Annotated in this window: 17 protein-coding genes; 13 read left to right on the top strand and 4 right to left on the bottom strand. The window is 45.1% G+C overall.

Annotated features, from left to right (window positions below):
* Positions 1 to 93 precede the first annotated feature (93 nt).
* Together JGK14_RS20035 and JGK14_RS20030 are read right to left on the bottom strand one after the other, a co-directional pair.
* Positions 94 to 612, bottom strand: coding sequence for a phycocyanin subunit beta (locus JGK14_RS20035; protein ID WP_293184150.1), 519 nt, complete (start codon positions 610 to 612; stop codon positions 94 to 96).
* 534 nt (positions 613 to 1146) lie between these two features.
* The gene (locus JGK14_RS20030) at positions 1147 to 1287 is read right to left on the bottom strand and encodes a hypothetical protein (RefSeq protein WP_293184152.1); all 141 of its coding nucleotides are present in this window, start codon (positions 1285 to 1287) and stop codon (positions 1147 to 1149) included.
* Between the two features lie 53 nt (positions 1288 to 1340).
* Here JGK14_RS20030 and JGK14_RS20025 point away from each other — a divergent pair, with 53 nt between their 5' ends.
* From JGK14_RS20025 to JGK14_RS19975, 11 genes are all read left to right on the top strand, one after another.
* Positions 1341 to 1475, top strand: coding sequence for a hypothetical protein (locus JGK14_RS20025; protein WP_293184154.1), 135 nt, complete (start codon positions 1341 to 1343; stop codon positions 1473 to 1475).
* A 271-nt stretch (positions 1476 to 1746) separates the two neighbouring features.
* A complete protein-coding gene (locus tag JGK14_RS20020; protein WP_293184156.1) occupies positions 1747 to 4566 on the top strand; it encodes a cation-translocating P-type ATPase in 2820 nt (939 codons plus the stop codon).
* Between the two features lie 221 nt (positions 4567 to 4787).
* Positions 4788 to 6041 carry a DNA replication/repair protein RecF gene (locus JGK14_RS20015; protein WP_293184158.1) on the top strand — a complete coding sequence of 418 codons (1254 nt, stop codon included), beginning with the start codon at positions 4788 to 4790 and terminating at the stop codon, positions 6039 to 6041.
* A 294-nt stretch (positions 6042 to 6335) separates the two neighbouring features.
* Positions 6336 to 6734 carry a photosystem II protein Psb27 gene (gene psb27 / locus JGK14_RS20010; RefSeq protein WP_293184160.1) on the top strand — a complete coding sequence of 133 codons (399 nt, stop codon included), beginning with the start codon at positions 6336 to 6338 and terminating at the stop codon, positions 6732 to 6734.
* Positions 6735 to 7155: 421 nt separating this feature from the next.
* The gene (locus JGK14_RS20005) at positions 7156 to 8805 is read left to right on the top strand and encodes a family 10 glycosylhydrolase (RefSeq protein WP_293189841.1); all 1650 of its coding nucleotides are present in this window, start codon (positions 7156 to 7158) and stop codon (positions 8803 to 8805) included.
* 160 nt (positions 8806 to 8965) lie between these two features.
* A complete protein-coding gene (locus JGK14_RS20000; protein WP_293189840.1) occupies positions 8966 to 10120 on the top strand; it encodes a DUF262 domain-containing protein in 1155 nt (384 codons plus the stop codon).
* Positions 10117 to 11268 carry an AAA family ATPase gene (locus JGK14_RS19995; protein WP_293189839.1) on the top strand — a complete coding sequence of 384 codons (1152 nt, stop codon included), beginning with the start codon at positions 10117 to 10119 and terminating at the stop codon, positions 11266 to 11268. The genes JGK14_RS20000 and JGK14_RS19995 overlap by 4 nt, the downstream gene beginning before the upstream one ends.
* Positions 11269 to 11271: 3 nt before the next feature.
* Positions 11272 to 12213 carry a hypothetical protein gene (locus JGK14_RS19990; RefSeq protein WP_293189838.1) on the top strand — a complete coding sequence of 314 codons (942 nt, stop codon included), beginning with the start codon at positions 11272 to 11274 and terminating at the stop codon, positions 12211 to 12213.
* A 141-nt stretch (positions 12214 to 12354) separates the two neighbouring features.
* Positions 12355 to 13251 (top strand): polysaccharide deacetylase family protein, encoded by an 897-nt coding sequence (locus JGK14_RS19985; protein ID WP_293189837.1) that lies wholly within the window; start codon positions 12355 to 12357, stop codon positions 13249 to 13251.
* A gap of 134 nt (positions 13252 to 13385) precedes the next feature.
* A complete protein-coding gene (locus JGK14_RS19980; protein ID WP_293184168.1) occupies positions 13386 to 14009 on the top strand; it encodes a restriction endonuclease subunit R in 624 nt (207 codons plus the stop codon).
* Between the two features lie 74 nt (positions 14010 to 14083).
* Entirely contained in the window at positions 14084 to 15361 is a 1278-nt protein-coding gene (locus tag JGK14_RS19975; RefSeq protein WP_293189835.1) for a bifunctional sterol desaturase/short chain dehydrogenase, read from the top strand.
* A 190-nt stretch (positions 15362 to 15551) separates the two neighbouring features.
* On the opposite strand, the gene JGK14_RS19970 is transcribed toward JGK14_RS19975, so the two are convergent.
* Positions 15552 to 16151, bottom strand: coding sequence for a glyoxalase-like domain protein (locus JGK14_RS19970; protein ID WP_293144617.1), 600 nt, complete (start codon positions 16149 to 16151; stop codon positions 15552 to 15554).
* Positions 16152 to 16271: 120 nt separating this feature from the next.
* On the opposite strand from JGK14_RS19970, the gene JGK14_RS19965 reads away from it, so the two are divergent.
* Both JGK14_RS19965 and JGK14_RS19960 read left to right on the top strand, forming a co-directional pair.
* On the top strand, positions 16272 to 16676 hold the full coding sequence (locus tag JGK14_RS19965; RefSeq protein WP_293206923.1) for a gamma-glutamylcyclotransferase family protein: 405 nt from the start codon (positions 16272 to 16274) through the stop codon (positions 16674 to 16676).
* Between the two features lie 293 nt (positions 16677 to 16969).
* Positions 16970 to 17245, top strand: a complete 276-nt coding sequence (locus tag JGK14_RS19960) for an SUMF1/EgtB/PvdO family nonheme iron enzyme (RefSeq protein WP_293187195.1) — start codon at positions 16970 to 16972, stop codon at positions 17243 to 17245.
* Between the two features lie 482 nt (positions 17246 to 17727).
* Here JGK14_RS19960 and JGK14_RS19955 read toward each other — a convergent pair whose 3' ends face one another.
* Positions 17728 to 18291 carry an ATP-binding protein gene (locus JGK14_RS19955; protein WP_293189833.1) on the bottom strand — a complete coding sequence of 188 codons (564 nt, stop codon included), beginning with the start codon at positions 18289 to 18291 and terminating at the stop codon, positions 17728 to 17730.
* Positions 18292 to 19031: the final 740 nt, after the last annotated feature.

The following is a 19031-nucleotide window of genomic DNA, read 5'->3' as shown; positions in this document are numbered from 1 at the left end:
CTAATGTTTTGTTTTGTTTGTACCAAAATGATTGCTTGCAAATAATGCGATCGCTCGCTTCTTTACAGGAAGAAATGTTCGGGCTCGCTATTTTTAGCCGACTGCATTAGCTGCGCGGTCGAAGTAGCTGCCGATTTCGGACATCAGCGAGCTGCAATCACCACGGGTAATGCCGTTGGGGTCGTTAGCAAGCGCGATCGCTGCTTCTTTCATTTTTTGTACGCCGGTTGCAACGGATGCACCTGGAGTTCCCAGAGCTTGGTATGTTTCGCGCAGACCGTTCAAGCAACGATCGTCCAAAACGCTGGCGTCGCCTGCAAATGTGGCGTAGGTTACGTAGCGCAAGATGATTTCCATGTCGCGCAAGCAAGCTGCCATGCGGCGGCTGGTGTATGCGTTGCCACCGGGGGCGATCAACTGAGGCTGTTCAGCAAACAAAGAGCGAGCTGCATTAGCGACGATTGTGGATGCGTTACCGGTGATGCGGTTTACTGCGTCAATCCGCTTGTTGGCGTCAGAAACCATGCTGCTGAGAGCATCTAGTTGGCCAGCAGCCAAAAATTCGCCGCGAGCGTCTGCTTGGGAAACCACTTTTGTAAATGCGTCAAACATGAACGAACTCTCCTACTTTGAGTTAATTGAGTTTGGTTGCGGTATAAAACCGTTAAGTTAAATTTGTTCAGGCTGTTGGGCCTGCAAGGGTTGAAGGTTGACGCCAGCTACTGCGCTGGCCGGCTCGATCTCTCCCTTTCCGCTACCTTCACTATTGTGACATTGCAACGGACATTTAAGAAACCTTAGAAAATTTTACATCTTTTATGAGATGCGACAAACCTTGTCAATCAGTGTTTTTGTTAACTTTCGCCTGTCGTTTCAACCCTCTGATAACCTTTATACAATGCTGGTTCCTCTTTGTTTATTACAAATTATTACGAAAACTTATTTCTGTGAGAAGGTAAATCGATGTGGGGCAAGTGGTGGCAAATCTAATCCCTGGGATAGATGCCAGATTGCAGCGGTAAACTGCCGATCGAGAGATTGTCTGTGATATTCGAGGGTTCGATGGGGAGAAAATCCGATGGGATTCGGGGATTAGGGCAGACAGGGAAAGGATTTGACGAGTTTCGATCCCTTGAAATATAGAATTCAAATGCAGCACAACATAAGTCTAGAGTTGGCTTCGATCGCCCTTTTTGTCACTCTGCCATCGCCCTGAATTGTCCCGTGGGCCGATCGCCTCTGTTGGCTTTCCCAGGGCAAAGCCGAATAGTGAAGAAAAGTTAACAAAATTTAAGTTTTGCTAAAACAAGCCCGGGGGAATAGGGAAAAAAGCAAAAATTATGTCCGATGCAGGATGTCGGCAGAATGTGGTGTTGGTAAAATCCAACAGATTGGCAGGGCGATCGGCACAACCTCAGCTTTTGAACGAAATATCACCATTTAAAGACAAAACTCAGCCGCTGGGTCTTGGGTAAAAGCCGGAGAAATTGCTAATTTTTAGTTGTAAGGTGGATAAGTGCTATCAGCGGTAGGTCTACAAACGGTGCGAGAGAGCCGCCAGACGCAGTGAAGTTGACAGCTTCCTGCTCTCTCGGCATCGAACCGGGGCCCAATACGAGTCTCAAGTTCAGCAGTTTTTGATTCAGAACTCAAAACTAAAAACTCTTTTACTGCCATCAGCCACATTCATCGGCTGTAACTTGTTCGGCCGCAGTCCCCTAATTGCCCCATGCTCGATCGTAATTTATGTCTTCAAATTCTCCATCTTCTTGGCACACCGTACCAATTGATAAAACCCTCCAGCAGCTAAGCAGTAACAAAGACGGGGGCTTGAGCAGCCAACAGGTGTCCGAACGCTTGCAGCAATACGGCCCCAATGAACTCGAAGAAACAGGAGGCCGCAGTGCTTGGTCGATTTTTGTCGATCAGTTCACCAACATCATGTTGTTGATGCTGATAGGTGTGGCGGTGGTTTCTGCATTCTTAGATATCAGGTCAAATACTTTTCCGAAAGATGCGATCGCCATTTTTGCGATCGTCATACTCAACGGCATTCTCGGCTATTTCCAAGAGCAAAGTGCCGAAAAAGCCCTCGCAGCCCTCAAAAACCTCTCTTCCCCCCTAGTCCGAGTCCTGCGGGACGGCAAAACTTCGGAAATCGCAGCCAAGGAACTCGTACCCGGAGACGTGATGCTGTTGGAGGCTGGGGTAAAAATAGCAGCAGACGGGCGCTTGATCGAAGCTTCCAACCTGCAAGTCAGAGAATCTGCTTTGACGGGAGAAGCGATCGCAGCTACCAAACAAGCCGATCTCGAACTTCCCGAAGATGCTTCGTTGGGCGATCGACTCAACCTGATTTTTCAGGGGACAGAAGTTGTTCAGGGACGGGCCAAGGCGATCGTCACCAACACCGGAATGCAAACGGAATTGGGCAAAATTGCCGCCATGCTTCAGTCAGTAGAAACCGAACCAACTCCCCTACAACAGCGGATGGGACAGTTGGGAAATGTTCTAGTCTCCGGCGCCCTAGGCTTAGTGGCAATTGTCGTCATCGGTGGGATGATTACCTTCAACAACGGCAGCATTGGGTTCGATACCAGCAGATTTGAAGAATTGTTAGAAGTTTCTCTCAGCATGGCTGTGGCTGTCGTTCCCGAAGGACTTGCGGCCGTCGTCACAGTTACTTTGGCGCTGGGAACTAGGCGGATGGTGAAGCGAAACGCTCTAATTCGCAAACTGCCGGCTGTAGAAACTTTGGGTTCGGTAACAACCATTTGTTCCGACAAAACAGGTACTCTGACTCAAAATAAAATGGTAGTGCAGCTACTATCTACAGGCGACTGCACTATCAGTGTTGCAGGCGACGGCTATGCCCCGATCGGAGATTTTACCGATCGGCATACCTCGACCCAAATTAATAATTTAGAAGAATATCCAGAACTCGAATCTTTATTAATTGCTTGTGCAGTTTGCAACGACGCAGTATTGCAGCACGAACAGCAAGAATGGAAGATTTTGGGCGATCCTACGGAAGGAGCTCTGCTATCTTTAGCGGGAAAAGCAGGCATTTATAGGGAAAAACAGTCTCAATTGCTGCCGCGCACGGCGGAGTTTCCTTTTTCTTCCGAACGCAAGCGGATGAGCGTAATTTGCGAAGTACCCGGACATTCGGGACATTCGGGCTTTCCCGCACCAAACGGACAGCAGCAGAATTATTTGATGCTGACGAAAGGTTCTCCCGAGTTGACTTTGGAGCGCTGTCAAGGAATTATAGTCGGCGATCGAGTACAACCTTTAAACCAGGAAATGCGCGATCGCATCCTCGCCGAAAACAATAACATGGCAAGCGGGGGTTTGCGAGTCCTCGGGTTTGCATACAAAATCTGGGAAAACGTGCCGCCCGAAGGTTCCGAGGAAATCAGCGAACAAGAGATGATTTGGCTGGGACTCGTCAGTATGCTTGACGCGCCGCGCCCGGAAGTACGGGAAGCCGTGGTGAAGTGCCGCGATGCAGGGATTCGGGTGGTGATGATTACAGGAGATCACCAGTTGACGGCACAGGCGATCGCCTACGATTTAGGTATTGCGACAGAGGGCGATCGAGTTCTCACCGGTCAAGAATTAGAAAAGCTCAGTCAAGAACAACTAAAACAACAAGTCGAACACGTCAGCGTTTACGCCCGCGTCTCCCCCGAACACAAATTGCGGATTGTCCAAGCTTTGCAAAGTTTAGGCAAATTTGTCGCCATGACAGGCGACGGAGTTAACGACGCGCCCGCCTTGAAACAAGCCGATATCGGCATTGCAATGGGGATTACCGGCACCGATGTCAGTAAAGAAGCTAGCGATATGGTACTCCTCGACGACAACTTCGCAACTATTGTCGCCGCCGCCGAAGAAGGGCGAGTCGTTTATACCAACATTCGCCGCTTTATTAAGTACATTTTGGGCAGCAACATCGGCGAAGTTTTGACAATTGCCGCTGCACCTTTATTGGGTTTGGGAGGAGTACCGCTGACGCCCCTCCAAATTTTGTGGATGAACTTAGTAACAGATGGCGTTCCGGCTTTGGCCTTAGCCGTGGAACCAGCCGAACCAAACGTGATGAGAAAACCTCCTTTCAGTCCGCGCGAAAGTATTTTTGCCCGGGGTTTGGGTTCTTACATGATTCGGATCGGGATTATCTTTGCAATTTTGACGATCGCGATGATGTCCTGGGCTTACGGATATACTCACACTCCCGGACACGGCGATCCAGATGCTTGGAAAACCATGGTATTTACTACTCTGTGTTTAGCGCAAATGGGTCATGCGATCGCAATTCGATCTAACACTCAGCTAACGATCGAGTTAAATCCCTTCACTAATGTTTTTGTGTGGGGAGCTGTGATTGTGACTACTGCTTTGCAATTAATGTTGATTTACGTTCCACCGCTGAGAGCATTTTTCGGAACTCACTATTTAACGCCTTTTGAATTGATGATTTGCTTCGGATTCAGCGCCCTAATGTTTGTCTGGATTGAAATGGAAAAACTGTTCGTGCGCTTATACAAAGCTCGCAAATAGTGTTAACGGCTGACGGATAATGAGCGCTGTTTCATTATTCGTTAGGTCGCTGACACTTGGCAAGATTTTCAACACCATCAAGTCATAGCAAGCACAACGATCCGCAAAAAATGGAATTCCACCGATTTGCCCTTGAATTAGGTAAGGTGCCCAATGCACACCCTACGATGACTGTATTACCAATAACTAATAACGAATAACAACTAACCAATAACAATATTATGTATTTGAAAACACTGCACCTACGGCAGTTTCGCAACTACTTCGATCAAAAGGTAGCCTTTGACGCTCCCAAAACCATATTAGTAGGAAATAACGCCCAAGGAAAATCTAACCTGTTAGAAGCGGTAGAGTTGCTTTCGACATTAAAAAGCCACAGAGTATCGCGCGATCGCGACTTAATCCTCGACTCAAAGCCGATCGCCCAAATAGATGCTACACTCGAACGTCAAACCGGAGCGATCGACTTATCTTTAACACTGCGCTCCGGGGCGCGCCGCAGCCTGAAGCTCAACGGCGAACCGCTGCGCCGCCATTTAGACTTCTTGAGCGTCATCAATGTAGTACAATTTTCCTGTTTGGATTTAGACTTAGTGCGCGGCGGGCCCGAAGGAAGGCGCAACTGGATCGATCGGCTAGTCATCCAACTAGAGCCGATTTACGCTCACATTTTGCACCAGTACAACCAAATTTTGCGCCAGCGAAACGCTCTGTTAAAACGTTCTAGAGAAACCAGAAAAACAGAATTTTCCCAAAGTTTGGACAAAATGCGATTTATCGGATCTGAAACTCCCGAAGACCAAAATATCGCAGAATCCCCAATGCCCAATGCCCCATTCCCAATGCCCAATGCCCAATCCCCCATTCCCAGTTCAGAATTAGCCTTGTGGGACGCACAGTTGGCGACAGCCGGGGCTCGGGTAATCCGCAGGCGCGATCGTATTTTGGAACGTTTGATGCCTTTAGCGCGCAATTGGCACGGTTCAATTAGCGGTTCCACAGAAGTTTTAGATGTCAAATACGATGCTAATATTGAAGTCAGCTCGGAATTAATCGGTAAAGACAATCTCGAAGGAGTGCGGCAAGCATTTTTAGAGAAAATTCAAAAAAGGGCGATCGCAGAACAATTTCAAGGAACCACCTTAGTCGGCCCGCACCGCGACGACATTACATTTACAATTAACAACACCCCAGCGCGTCAGTACGCCTCCCAAGGCCAGCAGCGAACTCTCGTACTAGCATTAAAATTAGCCGAATTGCAGCTTATTGAAGAAGTCGTGGGAGAAGCACCTTTACTATTGCTCGACGACGTACTTGCAGAACTCGATCTGAGCCGCCAAAATCAACTTTTAGAAACAATTCAAGAACGATTTCAAACTCTGATTACTACCACTCACCTAGGCGCTTTTGACAGTCAGTGGCTGCGCCAGACTCAAATTCTATCCGTCGTTTCCGGACAAATCAATCAATTTTAGATTTGAGAGTTGAGATTGATAAATCATATTATGTCTGCTCACTTATCCCTAATAAAAATAGTTTGTAGTGAGGACTTTAGTCCTAGTAGTGGATGCGGACTAAAGCCCGAACGATCAAACCAATTTGATTGTGGTCGTTCGAGCGGATATGATATCAATCTATGTGAGATTGACAAATTTTACTTTTCATGGTATCCATGCAAAAATCTTGAAAAGTTGACATAATTAGGTCAATTCGAGATAGGATAAAGGTTAATTTTGATTGCCGCTTTCGCCTCCATTTTTCTAAGCCTTATGAAGCATTACATTTCCCGTCTGTTAGCTCTGGTATTAGTTGTTGTCATCGGCGTAGCAGGCTGTACCAATGTTCCTGCCACTCTGAGCGGAGACTACAGCAAAGATACATTAGCATTAGTCACCAGCTTGAGAACAGCGCTTACTTTGCCAGAAGGCACGCCGGAAAAAGCAGCCGCTCAAGCCACTGCTCGCACAAGTATCAATGATTTTTTCGCAGCATACCGCCGCGATCCCGCTCTTACAAAGCTGGCATCTTTCACCACAATGCGGACGGCATTAAACTCTTTGGCTGGACATTACAGTTCCTATCCAAACCGTCCCGTTCCTGAAAAGTTGAAAAAACGTCTTGAGTCGGAATTTCAGCAAGTAGAATCTGCTCTCAATAGAGGAGCTTAATCTCAAACATTAGGGATAAAAGATAATTTGAATAATTCATCTTTTATCCTTAATATTTGATAATCAACAATTTTTAGTAGAAATATCAACTGCTTTTAGCGCCGGCTGTACCCAGGCGCTTTTTTTGCAGGATTTTGCTGTAGGGTTAGCCGCCATTGACATTTGCATTGTGCGATCGACTTGTGCCATAACTAGGTCAGTCCATTTTAGATTTGAGATTGACTGACTCCACAGATTAGTCTGGGAAATTTAACTTTGATCTAAGATTAGGGTTCTCCACAACTCGATTGGGGGGCTTGCACCTGTTGTTGGACGGGGTAAACCTAAAAAAAAGTAGAAAATTTGTAGCTGTGCGTCTGCGCGATCGCCAAAAATGCGATCGCCACCCAATTTCAACTAAAAAACCAGATTCAATTATCCCATGAAAATTGCACCAACTCGCATCGCCAACTTTCAATCCCAGCGACGCTGTTTAAGTGCGGTAACTGCTGTTTTAACCAGTAGCTTCATCAGCCAGCTTGTTTTGCCATTTATCGAAAATCAACCAGCTTTTGCCGAAACATCAGCCTATTGTCAATTATCCAAAGAGCAAGTCAATCAAAAAGAAGACTTGCGCCGCGCCGCCCTGTCAGGAAAACCGGAATCCCAGCAAGCATATTTTGCCGTCTTGAGCAAACACGCACGGGAAATCGCAGAATGCCGCCAAAAAACTTGGCCCGAAACCCAAGCAGTTTGGTTGCGTTTATATCCCTGCGATGTCAGGCCCGGAGAGATCGATCGCGTATTAGACAAAGTTGTCAACAAAGGCTACAATCAAGTCTACGTCGAAGTGTTTTACGACGGTCAAGTGCTCCTCCCAGCCGCAGATAATCCAACTGCTTGGCCTTCGGTTTTGCGAAATCGCGGCTACGAAAAGTATGATTTGTTGGAAAAGGCGATCGCCAAAGGCAAACAGCGAGGATTAAAAGTATACGCCTGGTTATTTACCATGAACTTTGGCTATACCTATGCTCAGCGTTCCGACAGACAGCAAACCCTCGCCCTCAACGGCAAAAATCAGACAAGTTTAACAGTAATTCAAGACGCAGGTTTAGACGACCAAACCGGAGAAAGTCACGCCACCCACGCCTTTGTCGATCCCTACAATCCGCAAGCAAAGCAAGACTATAGTTTGTTAGTAAATCAAATAGTCAAGCGCAGGCCGCAAGGAATGTTATTCGACTACATTCGTTATGTGCGGGGCGTCGGGCCTGCCTCAGTTGCTACCAAAGTTCAAGACTTGTGGATTTACGGTTCAGCATCACAGCAAATGCTTTTACAGCGGGCTAACAATCAGCAAGGACGAGATTTAATTCAGCGATATTTGACTAAAGGATTTATCAATACTAATGACGTTCAAGCAGTAGTCAAACAGTATCCAACCGAGCAAGAACCTCTTTGGCAGGGGCGAATTCCGCGAGCGATACCAGTAGCAACTCCAGCTTCTAGAAGAGGGAATAGCACATCAAAAGCAGCTTCAATAACTCCCGCTACCAAATCGCAAAACCCTGCAACTCCCACACCAAAACCGACACCAACACGGCCGCTTCCCGATACCGGCATTCTGCAAAAAGACCTCTGGCAACTGAGCGTTGCTCACGCAGTCCAAGGAATTTTAGATTTTTTTGGGATGGCGACTCAACCAGCTCAAAGAATGGGGATTCCTGTAGGAGCGGTGTTTTTTCCTAATGGAAATGAAAAGATAAATCAAGGGGGATTTGATTCGAGATTGCAGCCTTGGGACAGGTTTCCGGCTGGGGTGGAATTCCACGCGATGTCTTACGGCAATTGTGGGAATGTAAGCTGCATTGTGCCGCAGGTGCAGCGGACGTTGAGTTTAGCGCCTCCGGGAGCAAAAATCATTCCTGCTATTGCCGGAGATTGGGGAAAATCTCTGAAAAATCGTCCGTCTTTGGAGATTCAAATGCGGGCAATTCGTGCTGCAACGCCGCAAATTAATGCGGTGAGCCATTTTTCTTTTGGGTGGCAAGAACCGGAGGATGAAAGGGCGCGGCAAACTTGCCGGTTGTAGTCTAATTATTTGTAGAGACGCAATTCGTAGCGTCTCTATAAGCGGCAATTTGTGCGATAATTTTTGGAAATGTTCCTTCCTGTTAGGAGCGCAGCGTCATCCAAGTTTTATTAGGACAATACGGAATTATAATAAAAGTTAACACAAAGGAGTATTTCCTATGGTAGGTCAGCCAGAACTAGAACAGCAAGTATCCAACCAAGATTCAATGATTAATGACTTAAATTTGAGTCAAGAAGAAGATAACGGTGATGAACTTTATGAAACCGACAAATTGATATACGATCCTGATGAAATTAATATTTTCACCAGAGAACCAACCATCGAGCAACTCCTAAGAAGAATCAATGAGGAAGCTCTTGACTTAGCACCCGACTTTCAGCGTCATGCAAACATCTGGAAAGATGACGCAAAAAGCAGACTGATTGAATCTATCCTGATTCGGATTCCATTACCAGCTTTTTATATAGATGCAACTGATGAAGATAAATGGTTAGTTGTGGATGGATTGCAGCGGCTATCTGCTCTGAAGCAATTTATGAGCGATAAAACACTCAAGTTATGCGGACTAGAATACCTGCTCAATTTAGAGGACAAAACTTACGATGAAATAGAACGCAGATACCAGCGAAGAATTGAAGAGACTCAGGTGACAGTTTATTTGATTGAAAAAGGTACTCCTCCTGAAGTTAAATATAATATTTTCAAACGAATTAATACAGGTGGATTGCCCATGTCTCCTCAAGAACTGCGCCATGCTCTCAACCCCGGTAAGGCAACAAAATTCTTAGCTAAACTTGCTATATCTACTGAATTCCAGCAAGTTACTAAGCTGAGTAAGTTGCGTAAAATGCGAATGGACGATCGCGAATTCATACTAGGTTTTTTAGCGTTTACGCTTACATCTTATAAAGATTATCAATCTGAAAAGAGAAATTTGTTTTTAAGTAAAGCATTATCTAAAATTAACAATATGTCGGAACCCGAATTAAAAGTAATTGAAAATAATTTCATAAAAGCTATGGTAGCAGCCTGGAAAATCTTTGGGAAAAATGCGTTTCGTAAAATCTCCCAACACCAAACAAAAATGTTTCCGATTAATAAAGCATTGTTTGAAGTTTGGTCTGTTAATCTCAGTTTGCTTAGCGACGAACAACTTGATATATTGAAGCAGCAAAAGGAGCAGTTGATTGAAAAATTTAGAAACTATGTAGATAGCGATCGAGATTTTCTGACTTCTATTTCTCAAGCAGCGGAAAAAATCGAGTACAGATTTATGATAATTGAACAAATAATTCAGGAGGTGTTGACATGATTACTTCGCTCCACTTGCTCAACTTTAAACCTTTTGCGAATCAGTTATTGCAATTCAAAAAATTAACGTTATTTTCCGGTTTGAACAGCACGGGTAAATCTTCTGTTATGCAATCGCTCCTACTGCTAAGACAATCTTACCAACAGGGTTTACTGCCAGAAAAAGGGTTGGCACTTAATGGCTATTTTGTGAATATCGGTACTGCTAGAGACGCACTTTTTGAGGGAGCAAAAGAAGACTTCATTGGTTTTGGCATTGTTTGGGAAAATAATAACAAAGCGACATGGCGTTTCAAATATGACAGAGAAGTAGATGTGTTAAACATTGACTCGGAACCAGTTAGCTCTGAAGTCTATAAATCGAATCTTTTTGGCAATGATTTTCACTATCTTCAGGCAGAAAGGCTTGGGCCGCGCCCATTTAATGAAATGTCTGATTACCAAGTACGACAGCTCGGTCAACTGGGAATTAAAGGCGAATATGCTGCACATTTTCTTGCTATTAATGCGCGTGCGACTATCCCTAATAGTAATCTCAGCCATCCCGATGTAAAGTTGAAAAGGCAAAATTTGGCACAGAATGCGAATAAATCAATGGATTTAATCGACCAAGTTGAGGCGTGGATGGGAGAAATTAGTCCAGGGACGCGCCTTAAAATTGATGCCAAATCGGATGTCGATTTGATGAGTTTTCAATATTCCTATGGAGATAGCAATCCTTACCGTGCAACTAATGTGGGATTTGGAATTAGCTACACTTTACCGATTATTGTAGCGGCACTTGCATCAACACCGGGTACAATACTTTTAATTGAAAATCCTGAAGCACATCTTCATCCCAAAGGACAAGTTAAAATGGGTGAATTGTTAGCTTTGGCAGCTAGCGGTGGCGTTCAAGTGGTGATAGAAACTCACAGCGATCATGTTTTAAATGGGATTCGCCTAGCGGTTCACGGGGGGAAACTTGATCCGAAAGATGTTCAGTTGCATTACTTCCAGCGTCAAAATCAAGAACAACAAGCTATGACTGAAGTAATATCTCCAAAGATCGATCGCAACGGACGAATCGATCGCTGGCCCGATGGTTTTTTTGATGAGTGGGACAATAGCTTGGAGATTTTGTTGGAACCTGCGGTGCAAGGAGAGTAAGTAATGGATTTGGAGATGGTGTTTAATGAACTGTCCGCGCGAAATCTTGCTCCTGATATTTCTATAGCACGACAATGGATGTCGGAATTGATTAGTACGATGCTTGAAGCTAAACGCTGTGGGCTGAAGGCAATTCGCATTCCAGCAGATTTTCATGCTATGGTTCTCGCAGAAAACTATCCTCTTGCTAGTTGGCGTAACGATAATCAAGTTAATCGAGATGAGCGGACTTTTCTGAGAACTCTGGCAACTAAGACTCCTTTATCCGTTGATATTTCCGATCTAAAGATTAAAATAAAAGTTGAAGATCCAAATTGTGAGTTAAGTTTACAGGGTAGCCAAGCCGAAGGGTTTAAAGTTGCTCACTATCTTGAAACACTGGCAATTAGTCTGAATTCTGAATTGCTGTGGAATAGCAGTCGCATCAAGTTAGAACTAACACAAATTGATGAGAGTGGGGAGCTGATAGAAGAAATTGTAGAGGTTATTCATGCTAGTCAGAAAAACCACGTTATCGAACACGATGATTGGATTCAAAAGCGCCAGCTAACAGGAGTTATTGACGGTTTAGAGCTTTGGAACCGTCGAGCTGAGTTATTCTCCAGCCTGGAATTTTGCGATCGCCTTAGCGAACAGATACAAAGCGTTGTCGATCCAACAATGTTACGACAAATTGTCAGAAAGTTATTTGAGCTTGAGGCATTATCCAAAAATTGGACAGACGGAGCGCTGGATTTAGAGAAGCTTCCTAGCAAGGTATCTCCAGAGAGCGAGTCAAGGCTTAAGCAGTTTAGAGAGCAACTAAATATTAAATGTCTTGACGGAACAAAGCGTATGTTCAGTTTGCACGTCCGCATGACACCGGGAGCTTGGCGACTTCATTTCTGCACAGAATTAGGGCCGGGAAAGATAATCATTGGGTATATTGGCCCCAAAATACAATAATTTTAAGATTCGCCAAACTTTTAGCTGAAGGTTTTGGCGTGGCGTAAATCGCTGTTTTTAAACAAAAATTAATTTAGCCAACTCTCAAGCTGGCAAAGCTGTAAGCGATAATTAGATCGTTAACAGCAAATAGTACAGTGCATGACTCGCAAATTTACTAAAAAATCTGCAATTCAAACCTTTATACTTGTCGTAGCGCTCGCCCTAATTTTGCTATTTCCCGATCGCCTAAAAACTGCGAATTCAAATTCGTTAGCCCAAATCCCCCCTTTTGGCAATCCCCCGCCAAACCTGCTGAAACCACCCAAACCCCAAATACTTCCTTCTCCCGCCGCAACTCCGTCTCCGAAACCTGTCGTAGAACCTTTAGTATTCGCACCACCGGCGCAATTTCGCGGACAAATTGTTTACCAAGCAAGTATCAGCGACTCAAAAGTTATTGCCCTGACTTTTGATGATGGCCCAACTGCGGAAACTTTGAAAATATTAAAAATATTGCAGAAACATAATGCGGTTGCTACATTTTTCTGCTTGGGTGCAAATTTGCGAGAGTATCCCGAAATTGCCAAACAAGTAGTAAAGGCCGGAAATGCGATCGGCAATCATACTTGGCATCACTTTTATCACAATGTCACGGAAAAAATAGCATCGGATGAAATAGATAATACTGGCGTTCATATTTATCGATCGACTGGCGCGAAGAGTTTGTTGTTTCGTCCTCCCGGTGGGCGCTTAAATAACGGTTTTGCGGATTACGCCAAAAAGAAAAATTATGTGGTGGTGATGTGGTCGATCGATCCTAAGGACTTTTCGCAACCTCCGGCGGCTGCTATAGCCCGTACTGTGCTGTCTCAAGCGACATCAGGGGCGATCGTATTGTTGCATGACGGTGGTGGCGATCGCCAGCAAACAGTCGAGGCCGTATCTGCAATTATTCCCAAACTCAAACAGCAGGGATACCGTTTTGTCACCGTACCGCAATTACTGGAAATGCAAGCAGCCCAAAAACAGGAAAAGGGCGATCGCAAATCCCAATAAACACACCTTGTATCTCATCTGCGTACCCTTCGGGAAGGCTTCGCCTACATCCGCGTTAATCTGCCTTTATCTGCGGTTCAAAATCCCGATCGTGCTAAACTTATGAATAACCATAAAAACTTTTATCAATCATCATGCAAAAACTACAAGCAAGAGATATCAACCTCCGCTATTTAATCGACAACTTCGGTTTACAGCGAGTGCGGAATCAAGAGTTTTTCCGAGAATGGCAAGAAAACTTGCCCGAAGTAACAGACTCGGAGAAACAATTGCTCGATCGCGTTCAAGACATATACTTTAACTTAGTAGACACCCCGCCTGTGTTGGAGAATGCAGTCAAGCTAACAATCATCAGCCCGATTTTGTTTATTGCCGGTCTCTTTGAGTCTCCTTTTCAAGTCAAAGCCGAAAAGTCGATCGCCATTCAAGAAGAAGACGAAGGCAGAATCATCGAAGGTAGAATAGATATCTTAATTATGAAAGCAAACCTATGGGTGACAGTAATTGAATCCAAACAACTTGCTTTCTCAACAGACGAAGCACTTTCCCAACTCCTGACATATATGCTGGCAGATCCGAATCCAGAAACTCCTACTTTTGGGATGATTTCCACAGGTGCTAACTTCTCTTTTGTCAAGTTAGTCAGAGGCGAAACTTTGCAGTATGCCCGATCGCCTGAATTTGTTGTTTCCAATCCCGGCAATGAATTGTACCGCGTTTTGCAGATTTTAAAACGCCTGAGTCAATTGCCAGACTAGCGAGAAAAGCCATTTTGAGCTATCTTTCAAAGCAGACAATCATCTAATATCTCAAATTTCAAACTGGTGCGAGCATGGTAAATTACTGGATAGTCGGCGCTGTAGCAATAGCTTCTGTCTTTTGGGCAGAAATCATCCGAGACTTTTATCACGTCGCGTCTCATTATGTGCCGCCACTGCAAAAGCTGCACAATTGGCATCACCGGGTTTTTCGCCCGAATTTGACGCCCGTCAGCGAGACAATTTACAAGCAAGCGCACTGGCGTCACGATGTGCCCGAAGCTGCGGCGATGATGGTTTTGGGCTTGTTGCTGTGGGTTTTAGCTTATTTTGCGTTGCCGCAATATCACTGGGGCGCAGCAGCGGGTTGTATTTATACTTTAAGCTTTTTGTTGAGTGCGATCGCCCGCGCGATCGGAATCAAAGGCGCAGACGAGTTAACCGACATCACCCACCAACCGGGAAACTTCCAAACTATCCCCGGTAAATGGTTTGTGAATAAACCTTACCACTGGAAGCATCATTTCGACAATCAAAATGCTTACTATTGCGGTACTTTCACCTTAATAGATAAACTTATGGGTACAGCACTTTCTCTCAAAGGCAAAACTGTCGCCGTCACCGGCGCATCAGGAACATTGGGGCGTTTGCTTCTGAAACACCTGCACAAAGCTGGTGCAAAAGTTATCGCCCTCTCCTCTGGAAATGAGGAAATTACTGTGAATGTAGACGGCGAGATTTTGCCTGTAAAAACCGTAACTTGGCAGGCTGGCGAAGAGGCTGATTTAGCTAAATTGTTAGAAAAAATTGATATTCTCGTCATCAATCACGGGATTAATTTACAGAAAGAAAGAACCGGAGAGGCGATCGCAAATTCCTACGAAATTAACACTTTTTCGGCATGGCGGCTGATGGAACTGTTTTTCTTAACAGTTCGCACTAATGAAAATATAGCTTGCAAAGAAGTTTGGATCAACACTTCCGAAGCCGAAGTGATTCCCGCTGTCAGTCCCCTGTACGAACTCAGCAAGCGTGCCCTGGGAGATTTAGTCACTCTGCGACGGCTGGATGCGCCCTGTATCGTCCGCAAACTGATTTTAGGGCCGTTCAAAAGCAACTTAAACCCGATCGGCATTATGTCTCCTGACTGGGTAGCGCAGCAAATTGTCAAACAAGCTAAAGCCGATGTCCGTAACATCATCGTGACGATTAATCCTTTGACTTTGATCGTTTTCCCAGTTAAAGAATTCTTTGTTTCTTCGTATTTCCAACTCTTCAGCCGCAAGACAGTTGCAGAGATTAAAGCAGCGGCGACAGCGGAAAAATCCAATGTTGAAGCTAAGATTAATTGACAAAGCATAAACGCAGAAAACCGGGCGGTTGGAAACCGCGGCTACACAGACACTCACGCGCCTCCGCGGGTTGAAGACAGGCCGTTTAATTTACGTTATTATCTTCAGTCCGCGGAGGCGGACATCGTTTGTATAGACGCGGTTTCAACCGCCGAGTTTCAACCGCCGAGTTTCAACCGCCTACTCCGATCTAATTACTAACCTCAGCCATTTCAATCACGCGCCCATCATAATCCTTAACCAAAAAATTAAGCGGCTTTTCCCGGCGAATTTTATAACTAATCCCGCGAGTTTGTACTCTCATTAATAGCTGATCCAAACAATCGCGATCGAAACAAACATGACGTTCGCGATTTTTTTCGCCTGCGCCAGCCCCGCTAATAATGTGCAGTTGCGTATTTTTCATCAACTGATACCACAAACCCTCGGGACTCCCCATCGTTTGAGAGCTCGTTCCCCTCCCGACATTGGGCGACAAATACAGGGGGTCGATACCCGTTGTCCCCAAGGTTTGTTCGTAATTGTAGTAGTAATGCAGCGGCACTTCTGCTACAGGAAGGCTTAGCATACCTTCATAGAACTCCCTCGCCTGTGCGAGATCCGATACCATCACCGTGTGTACCTTGGGAGCACTGGTGAGAAACATCCACATCGCCCCCGCATAGGCGGCTAGCAGCATCACCATGATCCCTTGAGTGGAAAACAAGCCGTCTAGGGGTAAGTCGGGCAAAAAAGAGCTCAGGTACAAGGGCCGAAGTCCAAAAGCAATAAAACTAACTGCTAGAGTCATGAATTATAAGAAAGGGTAAACAACGAAATTTATCAAGATTGCGGTCGCGATCGCCCGCGAGACTTAAACTATTAGCTTAGGCATCTAATATAGCAAAAACTAGCGATTAGGCCCTACCCGATGAAAGTCTTTGTCTACGGCACTCTCAAACCGGGGGAGTGCAACTATCTGCGCTACTGCGAGGGAAAGGTTGTGGATGCTTTGCCCGCGATCGCCCGCGGCCAACTTTTTGCACTGCCGATCGGCTATCCTGCAATGGTGGTCGGAGAGGGCACTGTCTATGGTTTTCTGCTTTGTTTCGCAAATTCCGCTATTTTGGACGATTTAGACAGACTGGAAGACTATCATCCGCTGCGGGAATCGACGGAAAACGAATATCAGCGGCAGGAAATCGAAATTTGCGATCGACACCTCAAACCCTTAGGCACAGCTTGGACATACTGCATGGTACCCGATCGCGTTCGTACCCTAGGAGGCATCTGGCTGCCCGATGGGACGTGGGAAAATCGGTTTTTGACAAAATAAGATCGGACGGCGGTTTTCTTCAACTTCAACCCGCTTGCAGTGGGTTTTGTTTGTATCGACGCGGTTTCAACCGCCGGGTTTTCTTCAACTTCAACCCGCTTGGAATGGGTTTTGTTTGTATCGACGCGGTTTCAACCGCCCAGTTTTCCGATCGCGAATTGCGATCGAACCTGTAACCATAATCCCGAACACATCGCTCGATCGCTTCTAACGACCAGCTTGAGTGCTATGTTGAGGTAGTACAGGCTGGAAATATTTAACGATCGACAGATAATTGCGGCGCTCAGAATTGTATGTATATAGCCTTTCTCAGAAAGATGAGGTATGCCAAGATATGCTGGAACTCCTACAGTGTAAAGCTTTTCATTTCAAGACACGATCGTCCTTATCAAAACAGTATTGATTTATTGGTCAATACCAATGAGGATTACCAAGCTCGAATGCTGCGCGGGGGTTCGTGGTTTCTCAGTCCGTGGCTCTGCCGCTCTGCTTTTCGCTACTACGATGCGCCGGACATCGACTTTAACGTCCTCGGTTTTCGGGTTGTGTATATAGCTGCGTGGACTTAAATAAAAATGTACCGCTAATTCGTAGTAGGATGTTGATGTAAATCATGGCAAAGAGAGGGCGAGTTTATGAGATTGTTTGTGGGTTTGATGGATGTCTGCGAACCCATCTCTGCAATTTAGTAATTGCGAATTTAATCAAATTTGTACCGACATATATTTATAAGACAATGTTTATTCACAGATACACTAATACGCTTGATTTAAGACTATTTTGGACATAAAAAGCTGTGAAAAATAAATACTGCGACTGCTTCGTCCCTCGGACTAAAAATGTCAACTCAACTGTATCGAGCTAGAATTATTCAAACAATGCTGAAGCAGTCTCCCCATTTGCATTAGCAGTCATGACAAAAAACTTTTTTCATGGTAAATTTAGGACTTAGGAATAGACCAAAGAAACCGCGTTTTTTCCTTAATATGCAGGTTAAAAGGCATCTTTTCGTAAAAAACCCGGTTTGTGGTCACCCGTGCGTACAGTCATGTTAGCGAAGGGTAAATCCCAGCTCGTTCCAGGTAAACGGACTTGTTTCTGCCAATTCTCCTTGCAGTTTTGCTTCCAAGTCAAAGGGCTTCCCACAATCCCAAATTTTGATTTCTAGGCGTTCTGGAAATACTGTTATTTCCAACTCGATTGGAGTTGCTAATGGCAGGTCTTTATGAGCATGGCGAACAGCATTTGTAAATCCTTCGATTGTTGCAAGTTTCCATTGGTGAAAAACTGCTTCTGGAATCTGTAGATGCTCTAATTGATCGACCCAAGATAAAACTTTAGCAACCGCCTTGATATCAGAATTACTTGTAAGGCTGATTTTTTGAAGTGGCTGGTTTGAACTGACCTCGGATTCGGTATCTCGTTGTTTTTGAAACCATTTATTTAAAACATCGATCGGTCGCTTAACACCACTAGCTTGAGTGCTGTCTTGGGGCTGATAATGTTTCATCAGGAACAAACAGTTTCGACTGTCATAAGTACGGGTATAGCTTAGCTGATCGGCTATTTTGCCAAGGACTTTTATGCCTATCCCACCCGACGGAATGTCATCCATGTTATCTCTCATTTGGTTGCTATCCTTTGTCATTATTTAATGGGTAATTTTTTAGTTAAAAAAGGAGTGGCTTTCTTTGACTGGAGTGCGAACATCTCGATCCCTGGAAATATAGAGCCAATTTGGCATATACAGGCTTAGCTGTGGGGGACGATCGCACTCAAGCACAAAAAACGAACGGTTTTTACGAAATAGGGATGCTCCCGTTGTAGTCCTTATCATTGTCTCTTGGTTGCTCGCGTCTTGACAAACTCAGTTGGCGATCGCTAAACCGATCGAAAACTGACATTGACAAATAAATAAGTAAATTATACAGTGACGACCCTCAAAGCCTCGACGACCCTCAAAGCCTCTGAGGAGGGACGAGAAAGGATTAAGCAAGCTAGAAGTGAGAGGGGATGCACTATAGAAGAGCCCTGATGGCTGGTAGAAGCGAGTCAAGAGTTAGAGCGCGATCGCCCTTGGACAGAGGTCGGGCCCTATGCCGATGGCCTCTGGCTCCCTACTTAGGGGCGTTGGCGATCGAGTTTAATTGCGATCGATCGCCCTCCCGTTCACCTTTACACTTGAGACCCAGTAGAAATGATATAATAGCCAAAAGTTTTTATAACAGTTCGCTATCCGCTAAACACTGGACAAAGGTGGACGAGATAGCCAGTCTAAGTCTTTAACTAGGCTACGTTAGTAAGGTCACGACACCTACGAGTGCTTTCCAGCTTGTAGCTATGTCGCCGGAGATT

This window comes from Microcoleus sp. PH2017_28_MFU_U_A, from assembly GCF_020738035.1.
GTDB lineage: Bacteria > Cyanobacteriota > Cyanobacteriia > Cyanobacteriales > Microcoleaceae > Microcoleus.
This window is presented reverse-complemented; position numbering and strand designations above follow the sequence as displayed.